The organism is Sarcina sp. DSM 11001, from assembly GCF_900101015.1.
In the GTDB taxonomy this organism is placed as follows: domain Bacteria; phylum Bacillota; class Clostridia; order Lachnospirales; family Lachnospiraceae; genus CAG-791.
The window spans coordinates 156,787-171,370 of record NZ_FNFZ01000001.1; the positions used below are offsets into that span (position 1 = coordinate 156,787).

At 53.8% G+C, this 14,584-nt stretch carries 10 protein-coding genes and 1 pseudogene; 9 read left to right on the forward strand and 2 right to left on the reverse strand.

What is annotated here, in order from left to right; genetic code table 11:
• Window positions 1-12: 12 nt before the first annotated feature.
• Window positions 13-1,353, reverse strand: a complete 1,341-nt coding sequence (locus tag BLT02_RS00575; protein WP_242869649.1) for a TrkH family potassium uptake protein — start codon at window positions 1,351-1,353, stop codon at window positions 13-15.
• A 411-nt stretch (window positions 1,354-1,764) separates the two neighbouring features.
• Here BLT02_RS00575 and BLT02_RS00580 point away from each other — a divergent pair, with 411 nt between their 5' ends.
• From BLT02_RS00580 to zapA, 6 genes and pseudogenes are all read left to right on the forward strand, one after another.
• Window positions 1,765-2,973 (forward strand): tyrosine-protein phosphatase, encoded by a 1,209-nt coding sequence (locus tag BLT02_RS00580; RefSeq protein WP_092990907.1) that lies wholly within the window; start codon window positions 1,765-1,767, stop codon window positions 2,971-2,973.
• Between the two features lie 117 nt (window positions 2,974-3,090).
• A pseudogene (gene mobB / locus BLT02_RS17645) lies at window positions 3,091-3,573 on the forward strand (molybdopterin-guanine dinucleotide biosynthesis protein B); the annotation flags it as partial.
• Between the two features lie 75 nt (window positions 3,574-3,648).
• Window positions 3,649-4,122, forward strand: a complete 474-nt coding sequence (gene moaC / locus BLT02_RS17650; protein ID WP_242869659.1) for a cyclic pyranopterin monophosphate synthase MoaC — start codon at window positions 3,649-3,651, stop codon at window positions 4,120-4,122.
• Window positions 4,123-4,194: 72 nt separating this feature from the next.
• The gene (gene glp, locus BLT02_RS00590) at window positions 4,195-5,442 is read left to right on the forward strand and encodes a molybdopterin molybdotransferase MoeA (protein ID WP_092990909.1); all 1,248 of its coding nucleotides are present in this window, start codon (window positions 4,195-4,197) and stop codon (window positions 5,440-5,442) included.
• Between the two features lie 224 nt (window positions 5,443-5,666).
• On the forward strand, window positions 5,667-6,935 hold the full coding sequence (locus tag BLT02_RS00595; protein WP_092990910.1) for an ArsB/NhaD family transporter: 1,269 nt from the start codon (window positions 5,667-5,669) through the stop codon (window positions 6,933-6,935).
• An 89-nt stretch (window positions 6,936-7,024) separates the two neighbouring features.
• A complete protein-coding gene (gene zapA, locus BLT02_RS00600) occupies window positions 7,025-8,278 on the forward strand; it encodes a cell division protein ZapA (protein WP_175453613.1) in 1,254 nt (417 codons plus the stop codon).
• A 247-nt stretch (window positions 8,279-8,525) separates the two neighbouring features.
• Here the strand turns inward: zapA and BLT02_RS00605 are convergent, their stop codons facing one another.
• Window positions 8,526-9,587: a PTS sugar transporter subunit IIC gene (locus BLT02_RS00605; RefSeq protein WP_092990912.1), complete on the reverse strand. Its 1,062-nt coding sequence runs from the start codon at window positions 9,585-9,587 to the stop codon at window positions 8,526-8,528.
• A 593-nt stretch (window positions 9,588-10,180) separates the two neighbouring features.
• Between BLT02_RS00605 and galE the strand changes: the two genes are divergently transcribed.
• The 3 genes from galE (at window position 10,181) to BLT02_RS00620 (ending at window position 14,570) form a co-directional block, all read left to right on the forward strand.
• Entirely contained in the window at window positions 10,181-11,200 is a 1,020-nt protein-coding gene (gene galE, locus BLT02_RS00610) for a UDP-glucose 4-epimerase GalE (protein ID WP_092990913.1), read from the forward strand.
• Window positions 11,201-11,307: 107 nt separating this feature from the next.
• Window positions 11,308-12,855, forward strand: a complete 1,548-nt coding sequence (locus BLT02_RS00615) for a hypothetical protein (protein ID WP_092990914.1) — start codon at window positions 11,308-11,310, stop codon at window positions 12,853-12,855.
• A gap of 53 nt (window positions 12,856-12,908) precedes the next feature.
• On the forward strand, window positions 12,909-14,570 hold the full coding sequence (locus tag BLT02_RS00620; protein ID WP_092990915.1) for an MBOAT family O-acyltransferase: 1,662 nt from the start codon (window positions 12,909-12,911) through the stop codon (window positions 14,568-14,570).
• Window positions 14,571-14,584 lie beyond the last annotated feature (14 nt).

Here is a 14,584-nt window from a genome sequence, read left to right on the forward strand (position 1 = left end):
TCCTGCCGATTATTAACCCACCGAAACGTTCTCTACAGGGAAACGCCCTGTGTTCAGGCGGACGGTAGACGCGAGAGCGTATCCCAGGGTGATCCCTCCGATCCGTCCGAAGAACATGAAGGAAATCAGGATAAGTCTGGAGACTGTGGACAGGCTGGTGGTGATGCCTGTGGTCAGTCCGACGGTACCCAGCGCGGAGGCGCATTCAAACATGGATGGCAGGATCGGGAGCCCTTCGATATTGGAGACGATCATGGTCCCTGCAAACAGGAGGGTGATGTAAAGAGTCAGGAGGGCCATCGCATTGTGGATCACATCCTGTTCGATCCTCCGTCCGTAGCAGTTGACATATTCTTTTCTCCTGAGATAGGCGTTCGCAGAGAGGATGAGGATGCCCAGGGTGGTGATCTTCATGCCGCCTGCCGTCGATCCCGGCGCTCCGCCGACCATCATCAGAAGGATGGTGATGAACCAGCCGCTCTCACTCATCTGGCTGTAATCAAAGGTGTTGAAGCCTGCTGTGCGGGGCGTCACGCTCTGAAAGAGTGACAGCAGTACGCGTTCTGTTCCGGTGCTGCCCCTGAATTCGATTAAGAAAAAATACAGGAAGGGGAGCAGGATCAGCAGTGCTGTCGTAGTCAGGATCATCTTGGTCTGCAGACGAAGCCTTTTGAAATGGAGGCGGCAGTGGAGAAGGTCTTCCCAGGTCAGGAAACCGATCCCGCCTACGATGATCAGGAGCATGATAGTCATATTGACCAGGATGTTCGCGGAGCAGGAAGTCAGTGATGAAAACTGCTCCCGGACGCCCATAAGGTCGAAACCGGCATTGCAGAAAGCGGAAACGGAGTGGAAGACCGCATATCCGATCCCCTTTACCGGACCGAACTGACTGCTGAAAAAGGGGTAGAGGCAGACAGCTCCTATGCCTTCAATACAGAAGGTCCCCGCGATGAGGAACTTCATGAAATGCAGGACACCGCCGATCTGGGGAGCGGAGACCGCGTCCTGAATGGCGATCCTGGGCATTATTCCGATCTGTACTCCGGTGAGGGACACCATGGCAACTGCGGCTGTTACTACGCCGAGCCCGCCGATCTGGATGAGGATCATGATCACGATCCTGCCGAACAGTGTCCATTTCGTCGCCGTGTCAAAGACGACCAGTCCGGTCACACAGGCCGCGGAAGTAGAAGTAAAGAGGGCATCCAGGAAGGAGACGCCTTCACTGCCGACTGAGGCGCACGGCAGCGATAAAAGCAGAGCTCCTGTGAAGATAAAAAGGATGAAACTGAGCAGGATCATCCGGAACGAGGTCAGACGGTCCTGGATATATATTCTGACATTGAGCATAACGGGTACCTTTATATAAAAACGAAGTCATAGAATCATAGTCACAGCTTTTCTTTTTATGGGAATATTATCGTACAGGGAGCGTTAAAAAGGGGTTAAAGAAAAACGGAAGGAAATTAAAATAGCGTTAAAAAACCGGCAGGCATATGCCTGCCGGAGACGGCAAACGGTATGACAGATTTAAAAATCTGAAACAAGTACTCAGTTTATCCAATACGGCGGAGGTATACCAGAAATGCTCCCGGGACTCGAGCCGGCTCGCAGGCCCGGGAGTTTTTTCATTTAGCTATTATCCTGTAAGAAAAATGTTATAATGTGAATATGCAGCAAAAAAGAATGGCGCCTGATCGTCTGTTTCTGAACCGTTCGCATAAGGAAAGAAAATAGTAAAAAATTTTTAAGAAGGGAAATATGAACATGAAAAGAATCCTCTGTCTCCTCATGTCGCTCCTGCTCCTCCTCTCTTGTTTCTCCTGCGGGAAAAAAGGAACAAAAACGGAGGAGGTTTCAACCCCTTCTGCCGCAGAAGAGGCACAGACAGAAGTAACTGCTGCCGGCACCTCTCCGGAAGAAACTGCTGTGACGGCTCCTGTTACGGAATACACGCCGTATGGAGCAGTTGAAATGAGCATTCCCCTGGAGGATTTCAACGCCTCCGGCTTCGACCTCGGGGACAGCTGCGAGGTCAGGTTCAGCAACGGCTATACGTTGGAAGATGTTCCTTATTATAATGGCTACAACGCCAGAAGCGGGGATCCTGTGATCTGCGCCTATCCCGGTTACACAAAACCTGTAATCGCATTCTGCCAGGGGACGGAGCTCTGGAAATACGCAGGGCTGAAGGAGGGAGACAGCGTGACGGTCACGCTGAAGGAAAAAGGCAGATACCGGGAGACTCAGGACATTTTGAATATCGTTTACAGCAACGAGAGAAGTGAATATGAGAGCGATGAGGACTTTGCCAATTTCCGGGCGCTGTCCGGCGGTGACCTGAAAGAGGGAATGTTTTACCGCGGGGCGTCACCTGTCGACAACTCCATGTCCAGGGCAGAGATTACGGATAATCTTCTCTGGGCTTATGGGATCCGCTATATCCTTGATCTGGCTGACAATGAGGAGAAAATCGCTTCCTACCGGGAGAAGGAAGATTTTTCTTCAGACTATTTTGTCAGTCTTTACGAGGACAACAAAGTCTCCCTGTTGGGGCTGACTGCATCCTTCAGGACCGAGAGGTTCATGAAGTCGCTGGCGGGCGGACTGCGCGATATGGTGACCATGGAAGGCCCGGTCTATATTCACTGCCTCGAGGGCAAGGACCGGACCGGCTTTGTCTGTGCTCTGCTTGAAGCCCTGGCCGGGGCGTCGTATGAGGAGATCCTCGAGGATTACATGGCGACCTATGACAATTACTATGGGATCACGCAGGACAGTCATCCCGAAAAATATGAAGCGATCAGACACCTCAAGTTTATGGATATCATCAACCAGCTCACTACACTGCCCGACGATGCCGATTTCGGAGGGACTGTTCTAAAGGACAGCGCGGAACAATATCTGAGGGACAGCGGCATGGCGGAGGATGAGATCCAGACGCTCAGGGTTTATCTCTGTAAAGAGTGATCTCTGGAAGGAGTGATTTCTGGAAGGAGTGATCTCTGAAAGGAGTGATCTCTGAAAGGAGTAGTCTCTATAAGGAGTGATCTCTATAGGAAGTGATTTCTGCAAGGAATGGAAAAAATGGGGATTTTTTCAGCCGTCTGCGGCATCAAAAACAGCGGGAAAACAACGCTGACAGAGAAAATAGTGAAGGCATTGACCGGGAGAGGGATGCGGGTCGCAGTCATCAAGCACGACGGCCATGCCTTTGAATGTGACCTCCCCGGAAAAGACAGTTTCCGCTATGTGGAGGCCGGTGCATACGGGGCGGCAGTGCTTTCGCGCGGGCAGGTCTTCCTGCGGAAGTTCGGGACATTCCCTGATATGGAGGAGGAGCCGGAAGCGCTGGCTTTTTTTAAGAGAGCCTGCGGGGCCTTCCCTGAGGCTGATGTGATCCTGGCGGAGGGGTTCAAGGGCCTCCCTATTCCGAAAATCGAGATCGTCCGCAGCGGAATCTCGCGCTCACCGGCCTCGAATCCGGAGGGACGCTTTCTCATTGTGTCCGACCTGCCGGAGGATCTCTTCAGTGAGAGGACGCTTCCTTTTGAAAATATAGACGGGATCGCTGACGCGATCCTGGAAAACGGCGGGAGAACGGAAACGCTGGCTTCGGGACAGGAGAAAGGGGAGGCTTCAGGCATGCAGGATTTTACACATTTCGACGAGAGCGGCAGAGCCAGAATGGTAAATGTCGGAGACAAGGACATCACCCGCAGGACAGCGGCCGCTGAGGGCAGGGTTCTGGTAAACCCTCATACTTTCCAGCTGATCAGAAGCGGCGGCATGAAAAAGGGAGACGTCCTGGGGACGGCGCAGGTCGCGGGCATTATGGGCGCCAAGCGCACTTCCGACCTGATCCCCATGTGTCATCCCCTGTTTCTCTCAGGGATCAGGCTGGATCTGACCCTGAATGAAGAAGCGTGTGCTGTGGATATTCGGGCGGAGGTTTCCTGTGAGGGAAGGACCGGCGTCGAAATGGAAGCACTGACTGCAGTCTCGACAGCGGCGCTGACTGTTTATGATATGTGCAAGGCAGTACAGCGGGATATGGAGATCACGGACATCCGCCTGGTGTCAAAGACAGGAGGGATCCATGGAGATTATCACTGTTAAAAAAGGGAAAAAAGGCTTATACTTGTACTATTCCGGTCCTGAAAGCGAAAACCCTGACAGGGAGAGGCTGATATGCTCAAAAACTGTGATTATAAAATAGTGAGAGATGTCCTTCTTGAGAAGGCAGCTCCTGTGGATACGGAGGAAGTCCCGCTGCAGGATTGTGCGGGAAGAGTTCTGGCCCGGGAGATTCTGGCACAGTCGGATATTCCTCCCTTTGACCGTTCGCCCTACGACGGTTACGCTTTCCGGGCGGAGGATACAGCTCAGGCATCCGAAGAGCAGCCGGTGACGCTGCGGATCACAGACTATATAGCGGCGGGAGACGTCCCCCACTGCCCGGTAACGGCGGGGACAGCCGCCCATCTCATGACAGGGGCTCCGGTCCCTGAGGGTGCGGACGCGGTCCTGCCCTTTGAAAAAACAAGGTTCACAGAGGAGACTGTGACGATCAGCGAGCCGCAGAAATCCGGATCCAATATCGTCTACGCAGGAGAGGACGTCCAAATGGGACAGCTCCTGTGTCCTGCTGGTATCCGGATCGATGCAGGCCTGGCGGGGACCCTCGCCGGGCAGAGGATCCTGCGCCCTCTGGTCTACAGAAAGCCTGTCGTTGCCATCCTGTCCACCGGAACGGAACTCCTCGAAGAGGATGAAGACCCGTCTCCGGGCCGGATCAGCAATACGAACCGCTACACGCTGCAGGCGGCCTGCACCCTGGCGGGCTGCACGGCTTTTTATGCCGGGACTGCGAGAGATGATGAGGACGAGATCAGCCGGCTCCTTACAAAAGCAATGGAAAGCTGTGACGCCGTGATCATTTCGGGAGGAGTCTCAGTGGGCGATTACGACTGCACCCCGGCCGCCATGGAAAAGGCGGGGATCCGGCTGCTGGCCAGGGGTCTTTCTCTGAAACCGGGGATGGCAGGAGCTTATGGAATCTGCGAGAAAGAAGGAAAGGGATCCGGCGGTTCCGGCGGGAACGGGATCCCGGTCTTCGGGCTCTCCGGCAATCCGGCAGCCTGTATGACAGCCTTTTATGCGGTGGTCCTCCCTGTCCTGAAAAAGAGAACGGGGCTGCGGCAGTATCTGCCTGAGCATGTACGGGTAAGGCTGACAGAGGATTACAGCCGCAGAAACCAGTCCGCCCGCCTTCTGCGGGGCAGGATCGATCCCGGAGGGACGGTCCAGGAAATGCAGATCAGCCCGCGTCAGGGCAACCAGATGCTGGCCAGCTTTGCAGAGAGCAATGCCTTCGCGGAGATCCCTGCCGGTGCCTCCCTGGAGGCCGGCGATATTGCGGATGCCTTTCTGTTTTAACTAACTTTCTGTCTGCCGGCTGTTTCCGGCTGTCCGGAGCGCTGCGGGAGCCCGGAGCGCTTGAACAGGCGAATGCCCTTTGGGGAGCTGCCTTTGAGGAGCTTCGCCGCATCCTCTTTGACCGCCACCGCCGCGGAGCCCGGAGCGTTCAAAGAGATGAATGTTTTTGAGCGGGCAGGCGCAGATCCTGGCCGCAAATCTGTAATGAATGGAGCTTTTTTCAGATGAAACTGTTTGCCCTGATCCTGTTTATCCTGATGTATGTCCTGATGATCACCCTGCCGAAGCACAGACCCTTCTATGCACTCGGGGTCGGAGCCGTTTTCCTGGTCAGCGGAGTCCTTCCTTTCGGAAGGCTGCTCTCCACGATCAACTGGAATGTTCTGATGATGATCAGCGGGACGATGATCATCGTCTATTATTTCATCCGGTCCCTGATGCCGAACCTGCTGGCAGACATCCTTCTGGAAAAATCAGGAAATGTCATGTGGGTCACGATCTATATGTCCCTGTTCGCGGGACTGATCTCCGCCTTCATTGACAACGTGGCCACCGTCCTGATGGTAGCTCCTGTCGGTCTTGCGGTCTGCAAAAAGCTCGGCATCAATCCGGTCAGCATGATCCTGTCTATCGCAGTCTCTTCCAACCTGCAGGGCGCGGCGACCCTGGTCGGTGATACCACTTCGATCATGCTGGGTGACTTTGCCGGCATGAATTTCATGAATTTCTTCTGGATGAAGGGAAGGCCGGGGATCTTTTTTGCCGTGGAACTGGGTGCAGCCGCCACAGTGCCGATCATGATGATCCTTTTCAGAAAGAACAGGGAGCCGGTGGAGGCAAAGGAAAGGACCAAGGTAAAGGAGTACATGCCCAGCGCCATGCTGGTGGGAATGGTGCTCGCCCTGATCATTGCCTCTTTTATCCCGGACACGCCCTCCGTGATCAACGGGATCATCTGCTGTACTCTGGCCGTTCTCACGATGCTGATCGATTTTATAAAAAACAGGGAGACCGGAAATCTTAAAGGAGCTTTGAAGAGCCTTGACCTGGAAACCCTTCTTCTCCTCACAGGCCTTTTCATCGTCATCGGAGGGATCACAGAAGCGGGAATCATCGATGATTTTGCCGGACTTATCGTGAAGTTCGGGTCAGGCAATCTTTTCCTGCTCTATTCGATCATTGTCTGGGGATCGGTCCTGATCTCGGCTTTTGTCGATAATATTCCCTATGTGGCGACGATGCTCCCGGTCCTGACTGTTGTGACGAGGTCAATGGGAGTGGAGCCTTATCTTCTGTATTTCGGCCTCCTCACAGGAGCTACTCTGGGCGGTAATCTGACCCCCATCGGCGCTTCGGCGAACATTACCGCCGTCGGCATGCTCAAGAGAGAGGGGCATGAGGTATCTTTTGGAGATTTTATGAGAATCGGCGTGCCTTTTACCCTGACTGCCGTTTTCGTAGGCTATGTGTTTATCTGGACTTTCTGGAGATGAGATGATGCAGGCCGCAGTTACAGCACTACAGCCGGACGGGCCGGCCCTTTTTGACCCGACGGCGCACTTCCTCAGGAATGGAGATCACTATGAAATCAAAAAATGACATCGACATCACGATCGGCGGCAAAACCTTTACCCTCAGCGGTGTTGAGAGCGAGGATTATCTCAGGGAGGTGGCTGCCTACCTGAATGAGAAGATCAGAGGTTTTTCTGACGACGCTTCCTACTGGCGGCTTCCCAACGACATGCGCAATGTGATGCTGCAGCTCAATCTGGCGGATGACTTTTTTAAGGAGCACAGCAGGGCGGCGGCCCTTGAGGCGCAGGTCCAGGAGCTGGAGGAGCAGCGGGCCCAGGCTGACAGTGATCTGGAGGAGGTCAAAAAAAGCGCGCAGGAGGCTGCCGTCAGGATCACCGAGCTGGAAGCAGATGCCGCAGGACTCAGGGACAAGGTTCAGCGGGCGTCCGCGGCGGAAAACTCCGCGACCAAGCGGTTCGGAGCCGAAAAGAGCCGGGCTGGAAAGCTCGAGGAGGAGCTGGACGCCCTGCGGCGCAGCAAGGCAGAGGCGGATAAGGCTGTACAGCGCCTGAAAGAGGAGCTTGCCAAGACCAGGGAAGACCTCTCTCAGGAGCTCGGCAGGACAAAGACGGATCTGGAACAGAAGCTTTCCGATTCCGAATCACGGCGCAAAAAAGAAGTGGGGGATCTCCAGCAGCTGCGCAAAAAGGAAATGGCGGATCTCCAGGAACAGAGAAAGAAAGAAGTAAAGGAACTGCAGGATCTCCGGGACAAGGATGTGAAGAACCTGCAGGCGCAGAGACAGCAGGAGGTCAGGGAGATCCTCGGCCGGCATGAGAAGGAGATCCGGGAAAAGGAAGCCAGCAGCGCCAGGACTCTCAAGGAGCGGGAGGATTCTCTGCAGAAGGAACTGGCAGAGACCAGAAAGGACCTCACCGGAAAGCTCGAAGCCCAGAAAAAAGAGGCCGGACAATACAAGGATAAGCTGGCCAGAGCCGAGGCGGAGATCGGAAAGCTCCGGTCGGGGCTGGAGACCGCCCGCCGCAATGAAGAGGAGACGGGCAAGAAGCTCTCGGCCCTTGAGAAAGAATTTGACGAAAGGCTCAGGACCGGGACAGAGAAATATGTTACCCGGACCAGGGAGGCAGAACAGGCTCTTGCAAAGACGCAGGAGGATCTGGCTGTTCTCCAGGAAAAGGAAAACGAGCACATGCAGGCAGCGGCCAGGGTGCGCGACACCATGCAGGAGATCGTCTCCCAGTACGGGCGGTTCGGGAAGTCCCTGGAGGAGGCCGTTGACCAGATGCGGGCTCTGGAATAAACCGGTCCTGCGGGGCAGGAGATTTTTTTGAAAATACAAGAATCTTTTTTAAATTATACAAGAACTTTTTTGAAACAATACAAGAGCCTTTCCTGATCAATGCGCGGGCATTATCGAGAGAAAGGCTCTTGTCATTCTTTTTACTGATTATTTTACTGCTGTTTATATCTGTTTATGTTTATATCTGCTCTATATGTTTATATAGAAATATAGTTTATATAGAAATATATAGAAGTTCCGGCGGCGGTCAGTCAAGCTTCATATCACCATCTTTGATGAGACCGGCTTTTCTGAACGGGACGGCGAACAGCGGAGTGAGGATGGCAGGCAGGATAAAGGAGATCAGGATGAGGCCGATCCAGTCCATGGCGGTGATGCCCGCCTTCGTCCCTGCGGCAACATCTGCGACCCAGCCCGCATAGACTCCGATCTGTCCGACGAGCCCGCAGGTGCCCATTCCGGAGGACACGGGACTGCCATTCATCTGGAGATGGAACAGGCAGGTCGCGACAGGGCCGGTGACAGCGGCGGACAGGATGGGAGGGATCCAGATAAAGGGATTTTTGACAATATTGCCCATCTGCAGCATCGATGTGCCGATACCCTGGGAGACGATACCGCCCCATTTGTTCTCTTTAAAGGACATCACGGCAAAGCCGACCATCTGGGCGCAGCAGCCGGCTACAGCAGCTCCGCCTGCCAGTCCGGTGAGTCCCAGAGCCGCGCAGATCGCGGCGGAGGAAATAGGCAGGGTCAGCGCTATGCCGACGATGACAGAAACGATGATCCCCATAAGGAAGGGCTGAAGGTCAGTAGCCCACATGATAATGGCACCGACGCTGGAAGCTGCTTTTCCGATGGCGGGCGCGACCAGGGAAGCGAGCCCGACGCCGGAGAGGATCGTCACCAGGGGGGTGACAAGAATATCAATCCTGGTCTCTTTGGAGACAGCTTTTCCGAGCTCGGACGCGATGATCGCGATGAAAAGGACGGCGAGCGGTCCGCCGGCACCGCCCATCTGATTAGCAGCAGTCCCGACTGTGACCAGGGAGAAGAGGACAAGGGGAGGAGCCTGGAGGGCATATCCGATCGCGACAGCCATCGCCGCGCCGCTCATGGAAGAAGCAAACCCGCCGACATCCACCAGGGGCTGAATCCCCAGCTGCGTTCCCAGCGTATTGAGGATGGTGCCGATGAGCAGAGAAGCGAACAGACCCTGTGCCATAGCCCCGAGCGCATCGATCCCGTAGCGCCGCGCCGAGATCACGATGTTTTTGCGGGCAAGAAAGCCCTGAGAATTCTTCTTCATATTATGGTATTCCTTTCTTTTATCTTCTTTCCCTTTTTTACAGTGTCTTTTCTTACAGTGTCTTTTCTGCTTCTGAGATTACAGCAGCTGACCAGCCAAATACAGCGGCAGATCCAGCCAATTGCAGCGGGTGTTCCAGTCAATTCAGCGGTGGGTCCAATCAAATACAGCTCCTGATCCAGTCAATTGCAACGGCAGATCCAATCAAATCCAACAGCGGATTCCATAGCTGATTTTTACAAGTTGTGTTACAGCTGTCTTGTCAGGTGCCCTGACGCGCTCATTATTAAGCACATGCGGGCGGTTTGTCAAGCTTTATGGGGAGAATAGAATGGTTTTTTAAGAAGTACAGCTATTTGAGCAGATTGGCTTGATTCATATCTTTACAATTTTATACCTTTCCTTATATTAAATAAGGGATTTGAACTATTCCATCAATTAGTGTACACTGTGGGATAAGATACAGACTGCAGCAACTGACTGTATCATTATATTTTTAATAATTGTAATTGTGTAAATTAACTAAGGAAGTAATTAAGGAAAGGAGGAGGCTGTGCGCCTGTGGATCAGGGGGCGCGCCGCCGCAAAAGGATATGGCTATTCTTGTTACGGGAGGTGCCGGATTTATCGGGAGTCACACGGTCGTAGAGCTTCTGGATGCCGGATATGATGTTGTGGTTGCGGACAATCTCTATAATGCAAAGGAGATGGTCCTGGACAGGATAGAAATGATCACCGGGAAGAGGCCTGCATTCTATCAGCAGGATATCTGCGACCGCGAGGGCCTCGAGGCGATTTTTGAGAAGGAAAAGATCGACGCAGTGATCCATTTCGCTGGTTACAAGGCAGTGGGAGAGTCTACCCAGAAGCCGATCGAGTACTACCGCAATAATCTCGGCTCAACTCTGACGCTCTGTGATGTAATGAGAAAGCACGGCTGTAAAAAGATCGTCTTTTCTTCCTCCGCTACGGTTTACGGAGATCCCGCGTTTGTGCCGATAACCGAGGAATGCCCCAAGGGCCTGACCACGAATCCCTACGGGGAGACCAAGTCCATGCAGGAGAGGATCCTGACAGATATCTGGAGAGCCGACAGCGAATGGCGTGTCATGCTGCTGAGGTATTTCAACCCCATCGGGGCGCATAAGAGCGGACTGATCGGAGAGGACCCCAAGGGCATTCCCAACAACCTGCTGCCCTATGTCGCCCAGGTGGCCTCCGGCAAGCTGGAAAAGATCCATGTCTTTGGCAATGACTATGATACTCCTGACGGGACAGGTGTCCGCGATTATATCCATGTTGTCGATCTGGCGAAGGGCCATGTCAGCGCGATCAGGGGCATGGAAAAACTGGAAGGCGTCAATGTCTTCAATCTCGGTACGGGGATCGGCTACAGTGTCCTTGACATTATCCGCGCTTTCTCCGCTGCCTGCGGCAAAGAGCTTCCCTATGTGATCGATCCCAGGCGTCCCGGTGATATCGCGACATGCTATTCCGATCCTTCCAAGGCCAGGGAGGTCCTCGGCTGGACTGCTGAAAAGAATCTTCAGGACATGTGCACAGATGCCTGGCGCTGGCAGTCTCAGAACCCTGACGGCTATGTGGAGAAATAAGGATAGAAAAAAAGAAGCATAAAGGAAACGTGATTCTCCTCCCCGCAGACCTGAACCGGAGGAAGAGCTCATCCGGAGGGAAACCCGGAGGAGAATCTGGAGGAATAATGAAGAAACATAAAAACCGGATCCTGAGGGCAGTGCGCGCGGCAGTGTTCCTGTTTGTGCTGGCCTTAATGATCCTGGGCCTGGATAAATCCCTGAAGCTCATTCAGGAGGATAATCTCTGCCCCCGCTATTATGAATATCCCAAAGACACTTTTGACGTTGCCTTTCTGGGCGCGTCTTTAGTCATGTACGGAATTTATCCGGTGGAGATGTATGATGAATACGGAATCGCCTCCTATAGTCTGACCACAGGCAATCAGTCGATCGAAGCTTCCTATTACCTGGCAAAGGAAGTCATTGAGAAGGACCATCCCTCCCTCATCGTGCTGGACTGCAGCTTTGCCAGCTCCGATGAAAAAAAGATGGAGCCCCAGTATATCCACTATATTACGGATACAATGCCTTATCTGAACAAAAACAGGCTTGATATTATCCGGAATCTCGCCATTACAGATGACTATAAGCCCCTTCTGTTTCCCCTGATCGCTTTTCATTCCCGGTGGCAGGAGCTGACCTACGGGGATTTTCTCCCGCAGACAAAGGAGATGGTATACGGGGCGAAAATCACAGGCCGGGTCAATGTGACCGCGCCTTATGACGAAGCGAAGATCACTCCCGGGGCTCTGTCTGAGCAGTCCCGCTCTTCGATCGAAAAGATCATCAGGCTGTGCAGGGAAAACGACACCGGTCTGATGCTCCTTACGATGCCTGTCCCGGGAAAAAACAAGTTTTTTGATCAGGATGGTTATAACTTGCGCGTCAGTGCCGCCGCCGAGGTCGATGAGCTCGCCAAAAAGAACGGTATCCTCCATGCCAACTATGTCGGGGACAAAAAGAATCTGGAGGATCTGGGCTTAGATCTGCAGATGGATGCCTATGACGGCGAGCATCTCAACCGCTGGGGAGCCGCAAAGTTTACCAGGACTCTCGGAAAGTACATTAAAGCCCATTTTGACATTCCCGACAGACGGGGCCAGGGCGGCGCCTATTCTCTTATTGAAAAGGATCTGGAGAATTATCCGGTCAACAGGATGAGGGACTCTCTGCAGCGGTCGATCTTTCTCAGAGACTATGCGGCTTCTCTTCACAGCGATGTGTCCGCGGAGCCCGTGGAGGATGCCCTGATCCTGGTGGCGCTCAACGGCAAAGTGGATGACGATATCCTGACGGAGGAGGAAGCTGACCTTCTGCGCTCCTTTGGCCTGAGCAGTGACCTGCATTCCTGGGAGGGACACGGCTGGCTTGCCGTGATCGACGGCGGCAGAGTCGTCTATGAGACAGCTCTCAGAGAAGATGAACCGGATTTCATGGACTCCTATGAAGGGGAGAGCGGGAAACTCCGCTACCAGCTGACCAGCGGCCGTATCGATGAAGAGACAGAGGTCGTCCACAGCGCCGCCTCTATTGTGGTCAATGGTCTGGAATACGCCACTGAGGACAGGGGACTGCATTTCGCTGTCTTCCGCAAGTCCACCGGAGAGCTGATGGATTCCGCCTGGCTGGATATCCACAGCTATGCCCTGGAGTTTACCCACGATCTCCATTGACCGGTTATTCCGAGGACATTATGAGGATATTATAAAGGGAGTGTAATGAAATAATGGCATTCTTTTCCTGGCAGTTTATCTGCTTTCTGATCGTCGCTGTGACGGTCTATTATCTGATCCCGGGACGTTTCCAGTGGATCGTCCTTCTGATCTCCAGTGCCTGGTATTATTTTGTGGGCGGTGGCCCGCGAGCTGCCATTTTTGTGGCGGTCACTGTAGTGACTACCTGGGGCGGAGCCTGTCTGATGGACAGCATCCAGAAAAAGGAGGAGCTCAAGGCTCTGGAAGCGGCTGCTCACAGCAGTCCGTCGGAGGAAGGAGACTCAGGACCTTCTGCCGGGAAGCCGGTGAAGCTCTCCCGCGCGCAGAAAAAGGAACTCAAGGCTCTGGTCCAGAAAAAAAAGCGCCTGGTCCTGACGCTGGTCCTGCTGCTCAATTTCGGGATCCTCGGCGTGCTGAAATACGGCAGTTTTGTATCTACAAACCTCAACAGCCTGTTTGCCCGCTTTCACTCGGGGACCCAGATCCCTGTGGTGGATTTCATACTGCCTCTGGGCATTTCCTTCTATACCTTCCAGTCCATGGGTTATCTGATCGATGTATGCAGGGGAAAGTACCGCGCCGAGCGGAATCTCTTCAGGCTGGCCCTGTTCACCTCCTATTTTCCCTCCATCCTCCAGGGACCCATCAACCGCTACGATGAACTTGCCTCGCAGCTGTACACTCCCCACCGGTTCGACGACCGGCGCTTCAGGGAGGGGATCCTCAGGATGCTCTGGGGCTTCTTTAAAAAGATGGTCATCGCGGAAAGGGCTTCGGTGATCGTCAATGAAGTGTTCGGCGGATTTGAACAGCACAGGTACGCGGGATTCACGATCCTGGTCGCAGCCTTCTTTTACGGCATTCAGCTGTATGCGGATTTTGCAGGCGGTATCGACATCGTCGCCGGAGCTTCCGAGCTGTTCGGAGTCAGTATCCGGGAGAATTTCCGCCAGCCTTATATGTCCAGAAGTATCTCCGAGTTCTGGCAGCGCTGGCATATGTCCCTGGGCAACTGGATGCGCGACTATGTTTTTTACCCCATTGCCCTTTCAAAGCCCTTTGCCAGGATGCAGAAGAGCCTCAGGAAAAAGATCGGACCCTACTTCGGCAAGGTATTTCCCTCCTTCCTCGCTTCCTTTATTGTCTTTATCCTCGTCGGGATCTGGCATGGAGCGAACTGGAAATATGTGGTCTACGGCATTTATCACGCCACATTCGTCTCGACAGAGACCCTGTTTGAAAAGCCCTACGCGGACCTCAGGCGCTTTTTCCATATCCGGGATGAAGCGGCGGGCTGGAAGCTGTTCCAGATGGTCCGCACCCTCTTTATCGTCTCCATAGGACGCTACTGCGATGTGGCTCCGGACGCGGGAACCGTGTTCCGGCTTTTGCGCGCGACCTTTTCCCGGTTCAATCCCTGGATCCTCTTTGACGGGAGCCTCTTCACATTCGGCATCGATGAGAGAAATTTCGGGCTTCTGATCCTGTTGATCATTCTCGTAGCCGCTGTTGATATCATCAATGAGCGCGGCCAGACAGTCCGCGGGATCGTGGCCTCCCAGCAGCTGCCCTTCCGGTGGGCCGTGTACTTGACCGCGATCGCTGTCATCCTGGTCTTTGGCATGTACGGACCCGGTTTCGACATGGCGTCCTTTATATATGCACAGTTCTGAACAGACGTTGCCGG

Bases quoted from the DNA above. Each gene is read 5' to 3' on its own strand.
- BLT02_RS00575 (WP_242869649.1), bottom strand. From the start codon at position 1,353: ATGCTCAATGTCAGAATATATATCCAGGACCGTCTGACCTCGTTCCGG.
- BLT02_RS00580 (WP_092990907.1), top strand. From the start codon at position 1,765: ATGAACATGAAAAGAATCCTCTGTCTCCTCATGTCGCTCCTGCTCCTC.
- moaC (WP_242869659.1), top strand. From the start codon at position 3,649: ATGCAGGATTTTACACATTTCGACGAGAGCGGCAGAGCCAGAATGGTA.
- glp (WP_092990909.1), top strand. From the start codon at position 4,195: ATGCTCAAAAACTGTGATTATAAAATAGTGAGAGATGTCCTTCTTGAG.
- BLT02_RS00595 (WP_092990910.1), top strand. From the start codon at position 5,667: ATGAAACTGTTTGCCCTGATCCTGTTTATCCTGATGTATGTCCTGATG.
- zapA (WP_175453613.1), top strand. From the start codon at position 7,025: ATGAAATCAAAAAATGACATCGACATCACGATCGGCGGCAAAACCTTT.
- BLT02_RS00605 (WP_092990912.1), bottom strand. From the start codon at position 9,587: ATGAAGAAGAATTCTCAGGGCTTTCTTGCCCGCAAAAACATCGTGATC.
- galE (WP_092990913.1), top strand. From the start codon at position 10,181: ATGGCTATTCTTGTTACGGGAGGTGCCGGATTTATCGGGAGTCACACG.
- BLT02_RS00615 (WP_092990914.1), top strand. From the start codon at position 11,308: ATGAAGAAACATAAAAACCGGATCCTGAGGGCAGTGCGCGCGGCAGTG.
- BLT02_RS00620 (WP_092990915.1), top strand. From the start codon at position 12,909: ATGGCATTCTTTTCCTGGCAGTTTATCTGCTTTCTGATCGTCGCTGTG.